Raw genomic sequence first — 15,730 nt, 5'->3', positions numbered from 1 at the left:
TATTGTTTGCTTTTATTGTTTGGCACGCTCTTTGATATAGGTCTATTACCAATGCAAACAGATTAGGCATTTAAAATGGACATTATCAAAACTAAAAAAACACCGTTTTACAAAAAGAAAGCAGCAGTATTTTCTGTGGCAGCTGCGCTTTTCGCAGGCGCCGTTTATGGCTTTGCGCAAGTGGATTTTGCAAGCGCAACGGCTAAGCGTTCTAACTTACTAACAGCAGAAGTTAAAGCAGGCGAATTTACAATTAAAGTATCGGGCCATGGTGTGTTAGCACCGCGTGATGTGCGCTGGGTAGCCAGTAATGTTGAAGGTAAAGTCGAAAAAATTCTTATGAAGCCAGGGGCTGCAGTTAATCAAGGTGACTTAATTGTGGAGCTTGCTAACCCTGAATTAAAGCAAAAAGTGGAAGAGCTACAGTGGGAACGCACAGCGCTTGAAGCTGAGCTAGCTGCACTAAAAGTAAGCCAACAAACCAAATTACTGGATATGCAAGCAAGTTTGCTACAAACCAAAATGGCCTACGATAAAGCCAATATGCGTTTACAAGCAGAAGAGCAGTTAATTCAAAAAGGCAACGCAACGGTTTCTCGTCTTGATTACGAAAGCTCAAAACTGACTGTGTCACAGTTAAAAGAAACCCTTGCGATTGATAAGCGCCGTGAAATGCAGCTTGGCGAAAACTTAAAAGCAAACCTTACCGCGCAGCAAGCGCGTTTGGAAAAACTAAACAAAACCATTGAACGTGCCGAGTTTCAACTTGCATCACTGAAAGTAGTGGCGCCAGTTTCAGGTATTTTACAAGCAATGCCGCTTGAATTAGGTCAGCGAGTATCACTTGGTAGCAATGTTGCAAAATTTGCTAAGCAAGATGATTTAATTGCTGAATTAAAAATCCCAGAGCTTAAAGCATCCGCTATCGCGCTTGGCCAGAGTGTAGCGATTGATACCCGCTTTAACACCATTATGGGTAAAGTTAAACGAATCGATCCTGCAGTTGTTGAAGGTACGGTACAAGTGGATGTTGAGCTTGAAACACCATTACCGCAAGAAGCACGCCCCGATCTCTCTGTTGATGGCGACATCATAGTTGCTAAAAAAAGTAACACCTTATTTGTACGTCGCCCAGCATTTTCGCAAGCTGAGCGAACCTTAAGTGCTTTTAAACTGGTTGAAAATGGCCGTTACGCTGAAAAAGTAGCGGTGACCTACGGTAAAGCATCAAGCACTGAAATTGAAATTGTAACTGGATTAGCTGTGGGTGATCAGGTGGTCATCTCTGAGCAAAGCGAATTTTCACGTCATGCACGTGTTGCGCTGAACTAATCCAAAACCACATTAATAACGAATTTTGAAGGAATAATCACATGAATACACTAATTAAACTAACAAACCTTAAAAAAGTATTTGCTACCGATGAAGTTGAAACTCACGCGCTAAGCGAGATTAATTTAGATATTAAACAAGGCGAGTACGTATCAATTTCAGGCCCTTCAGGTTGTGGTAAATCAACCTTGCTATCAATTTTAGGATTATTGGATACGTGCTCGGGTGGCAGCTTTGAATTAAATGGCTATCAGGTCGCTGGACTTGATCACAAACAGCGCGCATATATTCGTAATAAAGAAATCGGTTTTGTATTTCAATCGTTTAACCTGATTAGTGATTTAACGGTAGAAGAAAACGTTACTTTGCCACTGACTTACCGTACAGACTTAACTAAAGCCGAGCGCAAGCAAATGGCAATGGCAGCGCTTGAAAAAGTTGATATGAGCCACAGAGCAAAGCATTACCCAGCGCAACTTTCAGGTGGTCAGCAGCAACGTGTTGCTGTAGCACGTGCCATTGTTGGCAACCCTTCAATTATTCTAGCGGATGAACCAACCGGTAACCTTGACTCTAAAAATGCTGAGTTAGTGATGGCGTTACTGGACAAGTTACATGCAGAGGGCACCACTATTTGTATGGTTACTCACGACCCCCGTGGCGCAAAACGTGCTGAGCGCATTGTTGAAGTATTTGATGGCCGTATTGTTGGCGATACGCAAGCGCAAGTTGCAGTAGCATAAGGAGAAATGCCATGTTAGACGATATTTTATATGCTGTGCGTGGAATGCTTAAAAATCCACGTTTTGCAGCGCTAACCACCTTTGTTATGACGATTGGTTTAAGCTTATGCATTTATATGTTCAGTTTTATTTTCAATACGTTAAGCGGCACTATCCCACTTGAAGATGGCGAACGTTTACGCAAAATTACGACGGTAGTAAATGGTGTGGCGTATGATGGTACGTCGGTGCGTTACCAAGAGTACCTTGATATTGTAAATCAACAAACCAGCTTTGAGTTTTTAGATGCTTACGATACTTACACCGTAACTGTTTCAACAAGTGATCGTGCTGTTCGTTATTCATCACACTTTGTGAGTGAAGAATTCTTTAAAGTGTCGGAAGCAAAACCAGCGCTTGGTCGTTTACTAACAAAAGCAGATTCTACCAGCAATGAGCGTGTAGTCGTGCTAGGTGATTTTGTATGGCGTGAAATGTTTGCGTCTGACCCAACAATTGTTGGTCAAAAAATACGTATTGATGGCAAAAACCATACAGTAGTAGGGGTAACAGAGCCTGGTTACCGCTTTCCTGACTTTGCACAAATGTATATGCCGTTTAAAGTCGAAAGCCAAGGTATTGCGCGAGAAGATTCTAATTACATAGCAGTTTACGGCTTGTTAAAAGAAGGAGTATCTGAACAGCAAGCAAATCGCGAAATGGAAACTATTTTTGCGGAATTTGCTCGCCAGTATCCAGAGCTAAACTCAACAAAAATTGGTTTTGTTTGGACCTTTCAAATGGAAAAAATTGGTAAAGGCGGTGATGCGCTGGTACTTGCTATGGCGTTAGCGGTGCTATTTATTTTAATCTTAGCGTGTGTAAACGTTGGTAACTTGTTGTTATCTCGTGCTATTGAGCGTAATAAAGAAAGTGCAATTCGCACAGCGCTGGGTGCACCACGCTCAGTACTTATTCGCCAATTAATGTGTGAGAGCTTAATTATTAGTGTGCTGTCTGGCTGTTTAGCAGTATTAATTGCAGGCTACGGGTTAGATTTAACGTTTGACTACTTTTTAAATTCGCTGCCAATTGAACCACCGTTTTGGTGGCAAGCAGGGCTTACGCAAGCAAGCTTAATTATTACTGTGGTAACGGTATTAAGCACCATACTAATTACAGGTGGCTTACCTGCATGGCGCGCAACTAAAACTGATATCAACGCAGTGCTGCGTGATGGTACACGTGGCGCGCAAAGCAAAACGGCAGGTCTACTTAGCAAGGTAATTGTTGGTTTAGAAGTAACTTTATCGTGTGCGCTAATTATGCTTTCAGCAGCGATGCTTAATTTAGTAAGCAAGATGAATGATGCTGATTATGGTGTTGCAATTGATAACCGCGTTGCAGCACGTATTGCACTGCCAAGTGAACGCTACGGAAAAGAAAACATTGAAAGAGCAAAACAGTACTATCGTTCACTTGAAGAAGAGCTAACTGCAAACCCAGCAATTGAAAGTGTTACTTTTAGTCAGTCGTTACCGCACACATGGGGCATTTTCCAAAATATTTCGGTTGAGGGTGTCGATTACGGCAAAAACCCAAGTTACCCAGGTTCTAACGTGAACATTGTTATGAATAACTACTTTTCAGCAATGGAGATGACATTGTTGGAAGGGCGCTTATTCAATAACACAGATTCAGCAGGAACCAGCCTAAATGCAGTTGTTACTAAAAACTTTGCTGAAAAACACTTAGCGGGTGAAAACCCAATTGGCAAGCGTATTAAATTAATGGAAATGGATAATGCGGTAGTGACTATTGTTGGCGTTACTAACAATGTCATATTCGGCCAACCATTTGATCATAATAGTGATAAAGCATCGATGTTTTTGGCTTACGAGCAATTCCCTCGCTTACATATGAAAGCGGTAATTAAAAATGCGCCTACAGCAACTGCAATGCATAACCCTGTAAGCTTATTAACTAAAGCTGCGGTTGAGTTAGATGCCGATGTTGCACCTTACAGCATCACTGACATTCAAGCGGGTATTGACAGCCGTTTATCGGGTATGAACTTTATTGCTAATATTTTTATCTTGTTTGCTATTTCATCAATGGTCATTGCATTTAGTGGTATTTACGGTGTTATGGCTAACTCTATTGTGCAAAAAACACAAGAAATCGGTGTTCGTCGAGCGCTTGGTGCAGATAACAGCAATGTGTATAACCACTACCTAATGCAAGCGACAAAACAGCTAGTGGCTGGCTTAATTTTAGGTATTCCAGCCGGTGTGCTGTTAGTTAAAATGCTAGAGCAAGGCAGTATGGCCGAAGGCTCACTGCTTGTTTATATTGGTGTGCCGGTATTAATCAGCTTGGTAATTGTTCTTGCGGTTGTGCTACCTGTTCGAAAGGCACTAAATATGGAACCATCAAGTGCACTTAGGCACGAATAGATAAAACTTTAAAAGCCAGTGCTAGCGCTGGCTTTTATTTATTGATTTAACGAAAGTTAACTTTTACCCTAAAACCACTATCCCGCTTATGTCTAAGGTCTGTTGACCTTTTAAGTTCGTTTTTGCAGTAGTTTGATTGGGTTTTATACAAGGCAGAGGCTGCGTGGCATAGTTATTCTATGTGAGTCAGCCGATAACACAGTAGAAAAGACAATCAAGCGCTGCCGAATGGTTCTTTTGAGCGCACTTTTATCATTGTTGCTCGATATTCGCTTAGATTACTAGGCCACACATCGAGCGCCGCGATAAAAGCACGCTCAAAGAGAACAAAAATAGAACAGCAAAGTTCAACAGACCCTAGTAGCCATCGTGTGCTTATAAGCAAATAAGAATTAACGCAGTAAAGGATAAATTGTGTCTCATATTTTAATTGCTGATGACGATCCAAGTATTGTTGCCGCACTTCGCCTATTTTTAAAAAGCGAAGGGTTTAAAGTCACTACAGCAAGTTCACCAGCAGAAGCTGTTTTCTTTGTTAAACAAAACGACATTGATCTCGCTTTAATCGATTTAAATTATCACGCTGATACTACCTCTGGTCAGGAAGGTATTAATCTTACCGAACAGCTCGCAGCTCTTGATGAAAGCTTAGCAATCGTGTGTATGACTGGATGGGCAAGTGTTGAAATTGCCGTTGAGGTAATGAAAGCAGGCGCGGGCGATTTTGTTGAAAAGCCATGGGAAAACGAACGCTTATTAACAGTCATCACCAATCAGCTTAAATTGCGCGAGCAGAAGCTGCAAAACCAAGTGCTTAACCAAGAAAACCAAAACTTAAAGAGCGAACTAGCACAAAGTGATGGGGAGTTGATCGTTGAATCTGCACCGATGAAAGCCCTGCTTTCACAACTAGCGCAAATTGCCAAAGCCGATATCAATGTACTGATCACTGGTCCAAATGGCACCGGTAAAAGCTTACTCGCGCAGCATATTCATAATTTGAGTAGCCGAAATAATGAACGTTTTGTTTCGGTAAATATGGGCGCAATCAGCGAAAGCTTGTTTGAGTCTGAATTATTTGGCCATGTAAAAGGCGCCTTTACCGATGCCAAGGAGAATCGTATTGGCCGCGTTGAACTTGCCGAAAAAGGCACCTTGTTTATGGATGAAATTGGTAATATTCCACTGCCACAACAAGCAAAGTTGCTACGCTTATTAGAAGAGCATCAATTTGAAAAAGTTGGTTCAAGTAAAACCCAAACAGCCAATATTCGTTTAATTTCAGCGACTAATGCCAATTTAGACGCGATGGTCGAAGATGCTACGTTTCGCCAAGATTTGCTTTACCGGTTAAACACCTTTGTGGTGCGTTTACCAAGTTTAGCTGAGCGTAAAGACGACATATTGCCAATGGCAAATAATTTTATTGCTAAAGCGGCCAAACGTTTTAATAAACCAGCGCCGAGTTTATCGCCTGCGGCATGTGATGCACTAATGACATATGATTGGCCGGGCAATGTGCGTGAGCTATCTCACACCTTAGAGCGCGCGACGTTACTTGCAGTAATCGAAATCAGCCCAGAGCATTTAATGCTAACGCCAAGTGCAGCTCAAACCTCAGAGACTCTTGAGCAAACAACCACTAAGTACCAAGGCACCATGGATGACATTGAAAAAGCGGTGATTGAACAGCGTTTAATGGAATACCAAGGCAACGCATTGGATACGGCAAAATCACTTGGCTTAAGTCGCAGTGCGTTTTATCGTCGACTCGATAAGTTTGGTATCTAATCGTGAAAAACTTTTTCAATCAGTTACAACGTTCGGTGTTGTGGGCAGCGCTGCCGGGCAATTTTATTGCGCTGGTGATGATTTGGCAGGCGGACTTCAGCATCTATTTGCAAGCACTGGTGAGTGTGTTACTGATTTTAGTGGTGTTGGTAAATCTTTATTACTTGTTTGATAAATTAAACGAGCAGTTTTTGTCGTTAGCAAATTTAGTTGAAGCGTTAAATGCAGGTGATTACACCTTGCGTGCTAAGGGCGCTGCTGAGTCATCGGCGCTTGGCGATTTAGTTCAGCAGATTAATCGACTTGCAGATAACTTATCAACCACACGCTTTGAATATAAAGAAAGCCAATTGTTATTAGCGAAGCTGATTAAACAAATAGGCGTAATTATTTTCGCTTGTGATGAAAATCAAAAGATCACCTTGGCAAACCCTGCGGCAGAGCGCTTTTTTGAAAAATCTGAATCTAAGTTGATTAACCATACGCTTGCGGATTTAAATTTGGTTGATCTTATTGATGCGCCAAATAATCAGTTAGTGATGGTTGCGAATAAACAAGCATCATCTCGCTTGCATTTGTATCGAGATAATTTTAGAGAAGCAGGTAAGCAGCATAGCTTGTTTATTTTATCGGATTTAGAAACAGTACTGAGCCATCAAGAGCAAAAAGCATGGAAAGATTTAGTGCGTGTGTTAAGTCATGAAATTAATAATTCGCTGTCACCCATCATTAGCTTAACCGACACGATAAATAAAATATCATCGAGCTTGCCGATTGACGGTGAAGACAAAGAAGATATTCAAGGTGGCTTAACCATTATTGGCGAACGTGCAACTCGCTTAAAATCCTTTATTCAGGGTTATCGTCAACTTGCGACCTTACCTGAGCCACAGAAAAATCAGCATGATTTAGTTAACATCATTTCAAGTAGCACAGAGTTACTTGGTTACCCTTGTGATTTACAGTTAGCTGACAACTGTATTGTTGACGTGGATGCGGCTCAATTAGAACAGTGTTTAATTAATTTATTAAAAAATGCCCATGAAGCAGCGCCAGATCACACGATAGATATTTCACTTAAACAAGATGAGCAACAAGTAGTGATTGAAATCAGAGATTTAGGCGCAGGCATTAGTAATCCTGATAACCTTTTTGTGCCTTTATATACCACCAAAAAACAAGGCACAGGCACGGGCCTTGCGCTTTGTCGCCAAATTGTATCAGCGCATAACGGAGTGATTTCACTTAGCAACCACCCTGAACGTGGTTGCGTAGCAAAAGTGGTGCTGCCTGTTAATTAAAACGAGCGATTGAATAAGGGGTTAAATCAATTAATGGTTTAACTCCTTGCACATCACAAGCGATAAGCTCGGCACAAATTGCCGCTAGGGTTAGACCTAGGTGCTGGTGGCCAAAGTTAAAAAATACATTGTTGTGTCTAGGTGCACGACCTATCACAGGAAGTGAGTCTGGTAGCGTCGGGCGAAAGCCCATCCACTTTTTATCTTGCTCGGGGTGGTCGTCTACCATATTTGGCCAAATAGATTCGCCAAGCTGCTTTAACATATCCGCACGGCGATAAGTTGGTGCTTTGCTTAGGCCTGCAAATTCCACTGTACCTGCCAGGCGAAGCCCTTCTTGCATTGGGGTTAAAATGAACTTTTTCTCAAATGAAACAACCGGCATAGTTGGCATGTTCTCACTACTTACCATGTAATGATAACCGCGCTCTGTATCAAGTGGCACGTTATAACCAAGTTGTTTACACAGTGATTTACTGTGAGCACCGGTACACATTACGAGTGCATCAAACACGAGGTCATCGTGGTTAGTATTTATTGTTACAGCTGAATCGGTAGTAAATAGCGATGTGACTTCAACTTGTTTAAAGCTAACGCCTAACGATTTTGCATGCTCAAATAGCGCGAGATTTAATTGATATGGGCTACAAGTGTGCCCTACATCAGTGAAATATAAAGCATGCGTTATATTTTGATGCAAGCCCGGTTGTAATTCATCAAGCTCATTGCGTTCAAGTAGGGTGACATTAACACCTTCATTTTTATAGTGTTCTAGTGTTGTGAGTGCATTTTTTCGCGAGTCTGACTCAAAGGTGAGTAAGCTGCCATTTAAATGGCATAGTCCTTCGCTATTACTTGCTTGGGTAAGCCGCTGCCATGCGTTTATTGCCGCGCAGTTTAGTTTTTTTAACGCTTCTTTGTTTTGCTTGAAAATACGCGGACGCATATTTGCTAAAAACCGCATAAACCACGGTAATGCTTTAAATAAATAACTCGGGCTAATACGCAGTGCGCCTTTTGGGTCGAGCAGCATTTTTGGCAGTTGCGGCAATAAAGAGGCTTGTGCCAGTGGGAATACTTGCTCAGTCGCAAAGTGCCCCGCATTACCTTTTGAACAGCCTTCGCTAATACCTTGTTTATCGAGTAATGTGACTTGATAACCACATTGTTGCAGCTGAATTGCGGTTGCAATACCAATTACGCCTGCGCCAATTACAGCGACATTTTGATTAACCGAGTGAGAGGTGTTTTCCATTAGATAAAAATAGTTCTTTACATTGTATACAATATACATTAACTTAATCGGTATACAATGTACAGTATCACTTTTCGAAGTAAAAACAAATGAAACTAAATTGGCAATATGTGCAGCCGTTTTTCACAACACAATGCAAAAACGCAACGATACATCCAGATATGGTTTTAGCGTACGACGTATAACAATTAGGCTTTCCCCTTAGCCAAGGTGTGCATCAAGGTGCACGCCTATTTCGCATTATAAGAAGTAACAATAGATAGGAGAGCAGCAAGTGAAGAAAGGGACCTATTTTTGTATTGATGCCCATACCTGTGGCAATCCAGTGCGACTGGTAACCTCGGGACACCCTGTGCTTGATGGCAATACCATGGGTGAAAAGCGTATGCACTTTATGCGCGAATTCGACTGGATCCGCCAGTCTTTGATGTTTGAGCCTCGTGGTCACGACATGATGTCGGGCGCGTTTTTGTATCCCCCATGTTCAGATAATGCCGATGCGTCCATTTTGTTTATTGAAACTTCTGGCTGCTTACCTATGTGCGGACATGGCACGATCGGTACGATTACAGCGGGCTTGGAAGCGGGTCTTATTCAACCCAAAGAGCAGGGTAAATTGACGATTGATGTGCCAGCAGGGCAGATCAATGTTGAATATCAGATGACTAACAACAAAGTTGATTGGGTCAAAATTTATAATGTTGCGGCTTACTTAGCACATCGTGATATTGAAATTGACGTGCCAGAACTTGGCAAAATCAAACTCGATATCGCCTATGGCGGTAACTTTTACGCCATTGTTGAGCCGCAAGAAAATTTCCCTGGTATTGATAAATGGTCACCTGGGGATATTTTGAAATTCAGTCCATTGGTACGCGAAATCGCAGGGCGTGCAGTGGAATGTATTCACCCAGAAGATAGTAAAGTAACAGGGCTATCGCATGTGTTATGGACCGGCGCACCAAAAACTGAAGGGTCTACCGTCGCAAACGCGGTATTTTATGGTGATAAGGCGATTGACCGCAGCCCGTGTGGTACAGGTACATCGGCACGTATGGCGCAACTGCATGCCAAAGGCTTGTTAAAACCAGGCGAAAAGTTCGTACATGAAAGCATTATTGGCAGTCAGTTTGTTGGCACCATTGAGTCAGTAACCGAAGTTGGCGGCATTACTGCCATAAAACCATCGATTCAAGGATGGGCAAAAATTACCGGATACAACCAAATACTAGTGGATGATGATGATCCCTATGTTAATGGTTTTCAACTTGTTTAAAGGGGAAAGTAAATGTTTACAGGATTAAGTTTTATTAATAACGAATGGACTTCACAAGGTGAAGGTTCATTTAACGCAATTAACGCATTTGACCATACACCGCTTGAGCCTGCATTTAAAAACTGTAGCCTCGATCAGCTAGCACAAGCATGTGATGTGGCAGATGCTGCATTTAAGATTTATCGTAAAACCACTAAAGCTCAGCGTGCTGCGTTTTTAAATGCGATTGCAGATGAACTAGCAAGCAAAGAAGATGAACTTGTTGCACGTACTCCTCTTGAAACCGGTTTACCTGAAATGCGTATTAAAGGTGAGCTAGGTCGTACTGTTGGTCAGCTACGTTTATTTGCAGCAAATTTAGAAAAAGACGTTGAGTTTATCGCTGAAGATGCAGCATTACCTGAGCGTCAGCCTTTACCGCGTCCAACATTAAAAATGGCAAAAATTGCGATTGGTCCGGTTGCGGTATTTGGTGCAAGTAACTTTCCACTTGCGTTCAGCGCAGCCGGTGGTGATACAGCCTCGGCATTAGCGGCAGGGTGTCCTGTGGTTTATAAATCTCACTCAGCACACCCGGGTACCAGCGAAATTGTGGTTAGCGCGATTGAGGCAGCAATTACTAAATGCGATATGCCAAAAGGTGTTTATCAGTTATTACACTCAAAAAGTTATGATGTAAGCCACGAGCTGGTTAAAAATCCAAAAATCCAGGCGGTTGGTTTTACAGGCTCGTTTGGTGTAGGTATGGCACTGCAAGACAGCATTAAACAACGCAAGCAGCAGATTCCATTTTATGGCGAACTTGGCTCAACAAATCCGCAAGTACTGCTTCCAGGTTTTGTTAAAGGTCAAGAAGATAAACTGGCATCAACATTTATCGCGTCGCTAAATATGGGGGCAGGTCAATTCTGTACCAACCCTGGCTTGTGGCTTATTGCTGAAGAAGAAGCTGAAAGCTTCAAACAAGCTGTAGCAAAAGAAGTGGAAGTGTCTGCACCGCAAGCTATGTTAACGCCTGCTATTTTAAAAGCGTATCAATCAGGATGTGATAACTTCGCATGTAATGCAACGCTTGTAGCAAGTGGTCAATCTGAAGAGCTTCGTTGTAGCACGCAAGTATTTGCCACTACAGCAACTGAGTTCAGAAACAACAAAGCCTTGCATGAAGAAGTATTTGGCCCAGCAGCGTTAATGGTAACGTATTCATCGAATGATGAATTAGTAGCATTGATTGAAGAGCTCGAAGGTCAATTAACAGCAACAATTCATGGTAGCGAAGCATTAGTACAGCAACATGCTGATATTACCGAGTCGCTAAGTTATGTTGTTGGCCGTTTAATATACAACCAAATGCCAACGGGAGTGGAAGTGTGTGATGCAATGATGCACGGCGGTCCATTCCCAAGTTCAACCGATGTGAGAAGCACATCTGTCGGCAGTCAAGCAATAGAACGATTCTTGCGTCCTCTATGTATACAAAATGCCTTTTAGAGTTCGCATGAAATAATTGTGTGTTCCCGTTCTAAGGTAAAAGGCCAGCTTTGCTGGCCTTTTTTTATAATTTGTATAAACTATTGCCAAGTTTATACAAAATACAAAGAGATAAAATGGGGCTAGCATATAAAACACGTACTGAATTTGTAGTGGATGCAATTCGTGAAAAAATCTTAAAAGGCGAAGTCAAATCCGGTCAACCGTTACGCCAAGCAGCGCTTGCGGAAGAGTTGGATGTAAGCCGTATTCCTGTACGTGAAGCCCTATTACAACTTGAAGCTGAAGGCTTAGTTAAGTTCCAAGCACATAAAGGCGCGGTAGTAACTGAACTTGATGCCGCACATGTTGATGAGCTTTTTGAATTAAGAGCAATGTTAGAAGCAGATCTCCTTGCCCGCTCAATTCCAAATATGAATGCAACAGACTTTGATCATGCTGAAGAATTATTATCTAAGTTAGATGAAGCGCTTACCCATGAAGACAGTGCCAACTTATGGGCAGATTTGAATACCAGTTTTCATACCTATTTGTATCAAGCCGCTGATCGCCCACAGACGCTAGAAGTGGTAAATATTTTAAATAAAAACTCTGACCGCTATATTCGTATGCACTTACTACTTGCTGGTGGTATTAAAAAAGCAGGTGGTGAGCATAAGCAGTTAATTGATTATTGTCGTGCTGGTGACACGAGCAATGCCTGTCAGCTACTTAAGCAGCACATTCTTGGTGCAAAAGAAGAAATTAAAGCACTGTTAATTGAAGAGTAAGTGCTAAATGAATATAAAAAACCAGCCTGATGTGGCTGGTTTTTTGTTTTTAATGCTTAGCTAAAAAAGCCCAGAGCAATTACTTTTTAATTAACGGTAATTGTTTTTCACTCCAAGCGAGGTAGTCACCTTCTAAATGCTTTAATTTAAAGCCTTTCTTTGATAACGCTTCTTCAAATAAGCCTGCGCGACGACCTGAGCGACAATACACAACTAGTGTTTGATCTTTCAGTTCTTCTAATACCGACATGTTTTCTTCTATTTGATTATGCGGAATATTAAGTGCGCCTTTTACATGGCCATCGTTAAACTCTTCTTTTGAGCGCACATCTATTATAGTGTAAGCATTAGCCGACATTTGGTTTTCAAGAAGTTGCTGCTGCGTAATAACTGGCGTATTAGCAAAACAAGTAACACTAAATAGTAGTGATGCAACAAATGCGATGTATTTCATAGTAGGTTCCTTTAGTTTTTATTAAATAGATCAACAGCGGCTTGGCTCATAGCCGTTACGCCTGTTTTGATTGTCAGTGGGTAATCTGGCGCAAACTTACTTGAATGAAGCGAGGGTAGCTTAGTGCCATTTTTAATTGCGCTTTCATACTCTGATGGGTTTACACCACCAAGCCAAAAAATGGTGATAGGCACATTTTCATCGGTGCGACCAAACAGGCCGAAATCTTCACCGGCCATTACTGGTTCCGCTTTTAATGTATTGTCTTCACCAATTGCTTTTTTAATACTGGCGGTAATACGTGTCGCAAGCTCTGGGTTATTATAAGTAGAAGGAATACTTTCCGACTCGTGTACTATTACTTCAGGGTGTTCGTTTTCTGAAAGACCAGCGCTTAGTGCAATCCCTTTAGTAATACGTTTAATTGCCGCAATTTGTTGATTGCGCACGTCGGGGTTATACGAACGTAAAGTAAGCTGTAGTTTCACTTGGTTCGAGATAATATTGTGTTTTGAGCCACCATGGATCGAACCCACAGTAATCACGCTAGGTTCTAACGGTGAGATTTCTCGGCTAGCAATGGTTTGTAATGCCAGTACAGTACGTGAGGCAAGTACCACGGGGTCAATTGTCGTATGTGGATAAGCCCCATGGCCACCGCGACCTTTTATAATTACATCGACAGAGTCAACATTTGCTAGCGCATAACCTGGAGCAATAGCGACTTTACCTGCAGGTGCTGATGCACTTACGTGTAGGCCAACAACATAGTCCGGTTTAGCAAATTTAGTATACAAACCTTCTTTTAACATGGCTTTTGCGCCGCCACCTACTTCTTCAGCAGGTTGCGCAACCATCATCAAGGTACCTTGCCAATCACCTTTGTGTTCTACTAGCTGTTGAGCTGTACCAATAAAACTCGTCATATGAATATCATGACCACAACCATGCATCACACCAACTTTATTCCCGCTTTTATCAATAACAGTTACTTTTGAAGCGTAATCTTTATTTGTTTCTTCAATAATAGGTAAGCCATCAGTATCTGCTCGCAGCATAACAGTTGGTCCGTTACCATTTTTGAAAATACCAACGACGCCATAACCACCAACATTTTCAGTAACGCTAAAACCCAATTGCATTAACTCTTTAGCAAGTTGCTGAGAAGTCGCTTTTTCTTGATACGACAGTTCAGGGTTTTGATGGAGGTGTTTATACAATTCGTTTAAGGCGTTTTGTTGGTGTGTGTTTGGGGTAAATTGACTGGCAGCAAGTGCGCTATTACTTATAAGCAGTGCCGATAGGAATGCATATTTCATTTGTTATTCTCTTTCTAAGCATTGTTTTTTAGTTATATTGCCTCCATATTGAAACTAATTGAAGTTAATAATTAATTTTATATGTCGAATATTATTGAATTAACAGCTGAAAGCTTTCAGCAAGTTATCTCAGAAACAGCTCCTGAAACACTTATTGCTCTGTATTTTCATACTCAGCAAGCGCCTGAATGCGCAACTATGACACCATTGCTTGAAGCAAAAGCAGCACAATACGCTGAGCACTTACTGTTAGCCAAGTTAAATTGCGATGTTGAGCAAGCGCTAGCATCTCAACTTGCACAACAAATTGGCCTGCAGGGTATTCCAGCCATTTTACTTTTAAAAGGCGGCGCACCTGTAGATATGTTGCCAGGACCGCAAACGCAAGAGATGTTAGATGCTGCATTTGAAAAGCACTTACCTAATGCTGAAGATTTACTTGTTACTCAAGCACAACAATTACTGAGCCAAGGTAATTACTCTGAAGCCTATACAAAAGCAAAACAAGCCTATGACATAAATGCTCAAAACAGTAAGGTTAAGCTTATACTTGCAGATATTTGCTTAAACATACAAAAAGTAGATGATGCTGATGCGCTGTTGTCGACTATTCCAATGGTTGATCAAGATGCCTACTTTAATAACTTAAAGGCTAAAGTTGAGTTAGCGCAAGAAGCTAAGGACTCGCCAGAGATAAAACAGTTAGAAGCTGAAATTGTAAAAGACGAAACTAACTTTGACGCAAAAGTGAAACTAGCAGTGCAATACGATCAGGTTGGTCGCAAAGAAGAAGCGCTAGAAACTTTATTTAGTGTACTGCAAAAGGATTTAGCGTTTGGCGATGCACGTAAGATGTTTTTAGATGTGATTGCGACATTGCCTGATGGTGATGAGTTAGCAGGGAAATATCGTCGCAAGCTATACAGTATTCTTTACTAATACACACTATATAAAGGAGAAGGAGCCAAAAGGCTCCTTTTTTATTTCATATTGTTTTAAAAATCTGACATATAAATTTGCAATCCTGAAAGATTGATCGATACTTAAATTCCTCTTTTTGAGTTCAAATGCTCAAAATCGTACGTTTAACGTTCGGTTTTGTAGCCTTAATGTTAAATTTAGAATTAAATCGCTATTTTTTACAAAAATCTCAAAAAAGGGGTTGCGCTCAAATCAAATCTCTCTATAATGCGCCTCCACCAACACGGGGAACGACGCAGCATAGCAGCGAATCACGAGTTGGTTGAGTCAAGTAAAACTGAGTTTTGAAACTTTCTTAAAATAAAAAGAAAATAATCAAAATTAAGTGTTGACAAAAAAATAGGAAAGCGTAACATACGCAGCCCTAACAGCGACAAAGCGTCGCGGCAAACGCAAGGTTGTTTGCACTGTTCTTTAAAAATTTAAGCAATCATCTGTGTGGGCACTCGTACAGATTAAGTTCTAACATACGCTTTTAAAGCGTAACAAAATTTAGACTTAATTAAACTGAGTGACCAACGGAAATAAACATAGTTTATTTCAGCACAGTCAATTCGTTCTTCTCTTTATTTATAGAGAGTG

General features: G+C 41.3%; 12 protein-coding genes. 9 read left to right on the top strand and 3 right to left on the bottom strand.

The annotated features are described in order from the left end of the window. The first annotated feature begins 75 nt into the window (after positions 1-75). The 5 genes from L1068_RS08015 (at position 76) to L1068_RS07995 (ending at position 7,602) form a co-directional block, all read left to right on the top strand. The gene (locus tag L1068_RS08015; protein WP_237129828.1) at positions 76-1,332 is read left to right on the top strand and encodes an efflux RND transporter periplasmic adaptor subunit; all 1,257 of its coding nucleotides are present in this window, start codon (positions 76-78) and stop codon (positions 1,330-1,332) included. A gap of 41 nt (positions 1,333-1,373) precedes the next feature. Beyond that, positions 1,374-2,075, top strand: a complete 702-nt coding sequence (locus tag L1068_RS08010) for an ABC transporter ATP-binding protein (protein ID WP_237129827.1) — start codon at positions 1,374-1,376, stop codon at positions 2,073-2,075. Positions 2,076-2,086: 11 nt separating this feature from the next. Then, the gene (locus L1068_RS08005) at positions 2,087-4,510 is read left to right on the top strand and encodes an ABC transporter permease (protein ID WP_237129825.1); all 2,424 of its coding nucleotides are present in this window, start codon (positions 2,087-2,089) and stop codon (positions 4,508-4,510) included. 414 nt (positions 4,511-4,924) lie between these two features. After that, complete coding sequence (locus L1068_RS08000; protein WP_237129824.1) at positions 4,925-6,301, top strand: sigma 54-interacting transcriptional regulator; 1,377 nt, start codon at positions 4,925-4,927, stop codon at positions 6,299-6,301. 2 nt (positions 6,302-6,303) lie between these two features. After that, a complete protein-coding gene (locus L1068_RS07995; RefSeq protein ID WP_237129822.1) occupies positions 6,304-7,602 on the top strand; it encodes an ATP-binding protein in 1,299 nt (432 codons plus the stop codon). On the opposite strand, the gene L1068_RS07990 is transcribed toward L1068_RS07995, so the two are convergent. Then, complete coding sequence (locus L1068_RS07990) at positions 7,595-8,857, bottom strand: FAD-dependent oxidoreductase (protein WP_237129820.1); 1,263 nt, start codon at positions 8,855-8,857, stop codon at positions 7,595-7,597. The two genes, L1068_RS07995 and L1068_RS07990, sit on opposite strands and share 8 nt — an antisense overlap. A gap of 274 nt (positions 8,858-9,131) precedes the next feature. On the opposite strand from L1068_RS07990, the gene L1068_RS07985 reads away from it, so the two are divergent. The 3 genes from L1068_RS07985 to L1068_RS07975 all read left to right on the top strand — a co-directional run bounded on the left by L1068_RS07985 (position 9,132) and on the right by L1068_RS07975 (position 12,394). Continuing rightward, complete coding sequence (locus tag L1068_RS07985; RefSeq protein ID WP_237129818.1) at positions 9,132-10,133, top strand: 4-hydroxyproline epimerase; 1,002 nt, start codon at positions 9,132-9,134, stop codon at positions 10,131-10,133. Between the two features lie 12 nt (positions 10,134-10,145). Then, the gene (locus tag L1068_RS07980; RefSeq protein WP_237129817.1) at positions 10,146-11,624 is read left to right on the top strand and encodes an aldehyde dehydrogenase (NADP(+)); all 1,479 of its coding nucleotides are present in this window, start codon (positions 10,146-10,148) and stop codon (positions 11,622-11,624) included. A 116-nt stretch (positions 11,625-11,740) separates the two neighbouring features. After that, positions 11,741-12,394 carry a GntR family transcriptional regulator gene (locus tag L1068_RS07975; RefSeq protein WP_237129816.1) on the top strand — a complete coding sequence of 218 codons (654 nt, stop codon included), beginning with the start codon at positions 11,741-11,743 and terminating at the stop codon, positions 12,392-12,394. A gap of 79 nt (positions 12,395-12,473) precedes the next feature. Here L1068_RS07975 and L1068_RS07970 read toward each other — a convergent pair whose 3' ends face one another. Further along, complete coding sequence (locus L1068_RS07970) at positions 12,474-12,848, bottom strand: rhodanese-like domain-containing protein (protein ID WP_237129815.1); 375 nt, start codon at positions 12,846-12,848, stop codon at positions 12,474-12,476. Positions 12,849-12,859: 11 nt separating this feature from the next. Further along, the gene (locus L1068_RS07965; RefSeq protein WP_237129814.1) at positions 12,860-14,167 is read right to left on the bottom strand and encodes an amidohydrolase; all 1,308 of its coding nucleotides are present in this window, start codon (positions 14,165-14,167) and stop codon (positions 12,860-12,862) included. Positions 14,168-14,248: 81 nt separating this feature from the next. On the opposite strand from L1068_RS07965, the gene L1068_RS07960 reads away from it, so the two are divergent. Next, positions 14,249-15,106 (top strand): tetratricopeptide repeat protein, encoded by an 858-nt coding sequence (locus L1068_RS07960; protein WP_237129813.1) that lies wholly within the window; start codon positions 14,249-14,251, stop codon positions 15,104-15,106. Positions 15,107-15,730 lie beyond the last annotated feature (624 nt).

This window comes from Pseudoalteromonas sp. MMG024, from assembly GCF_021654175.1.
Lineage (GTDB): Bacteria > Pseudomonadota > Gammaproteobacteria > Enterobacterales > Alteromonadaceae > Pseudoalteromonas.
The sequence above is the reverse complement of the archived record's forward strand: the minus strand, read 5'-3'. Positions and strand labels throughout refer to the sequence as shown.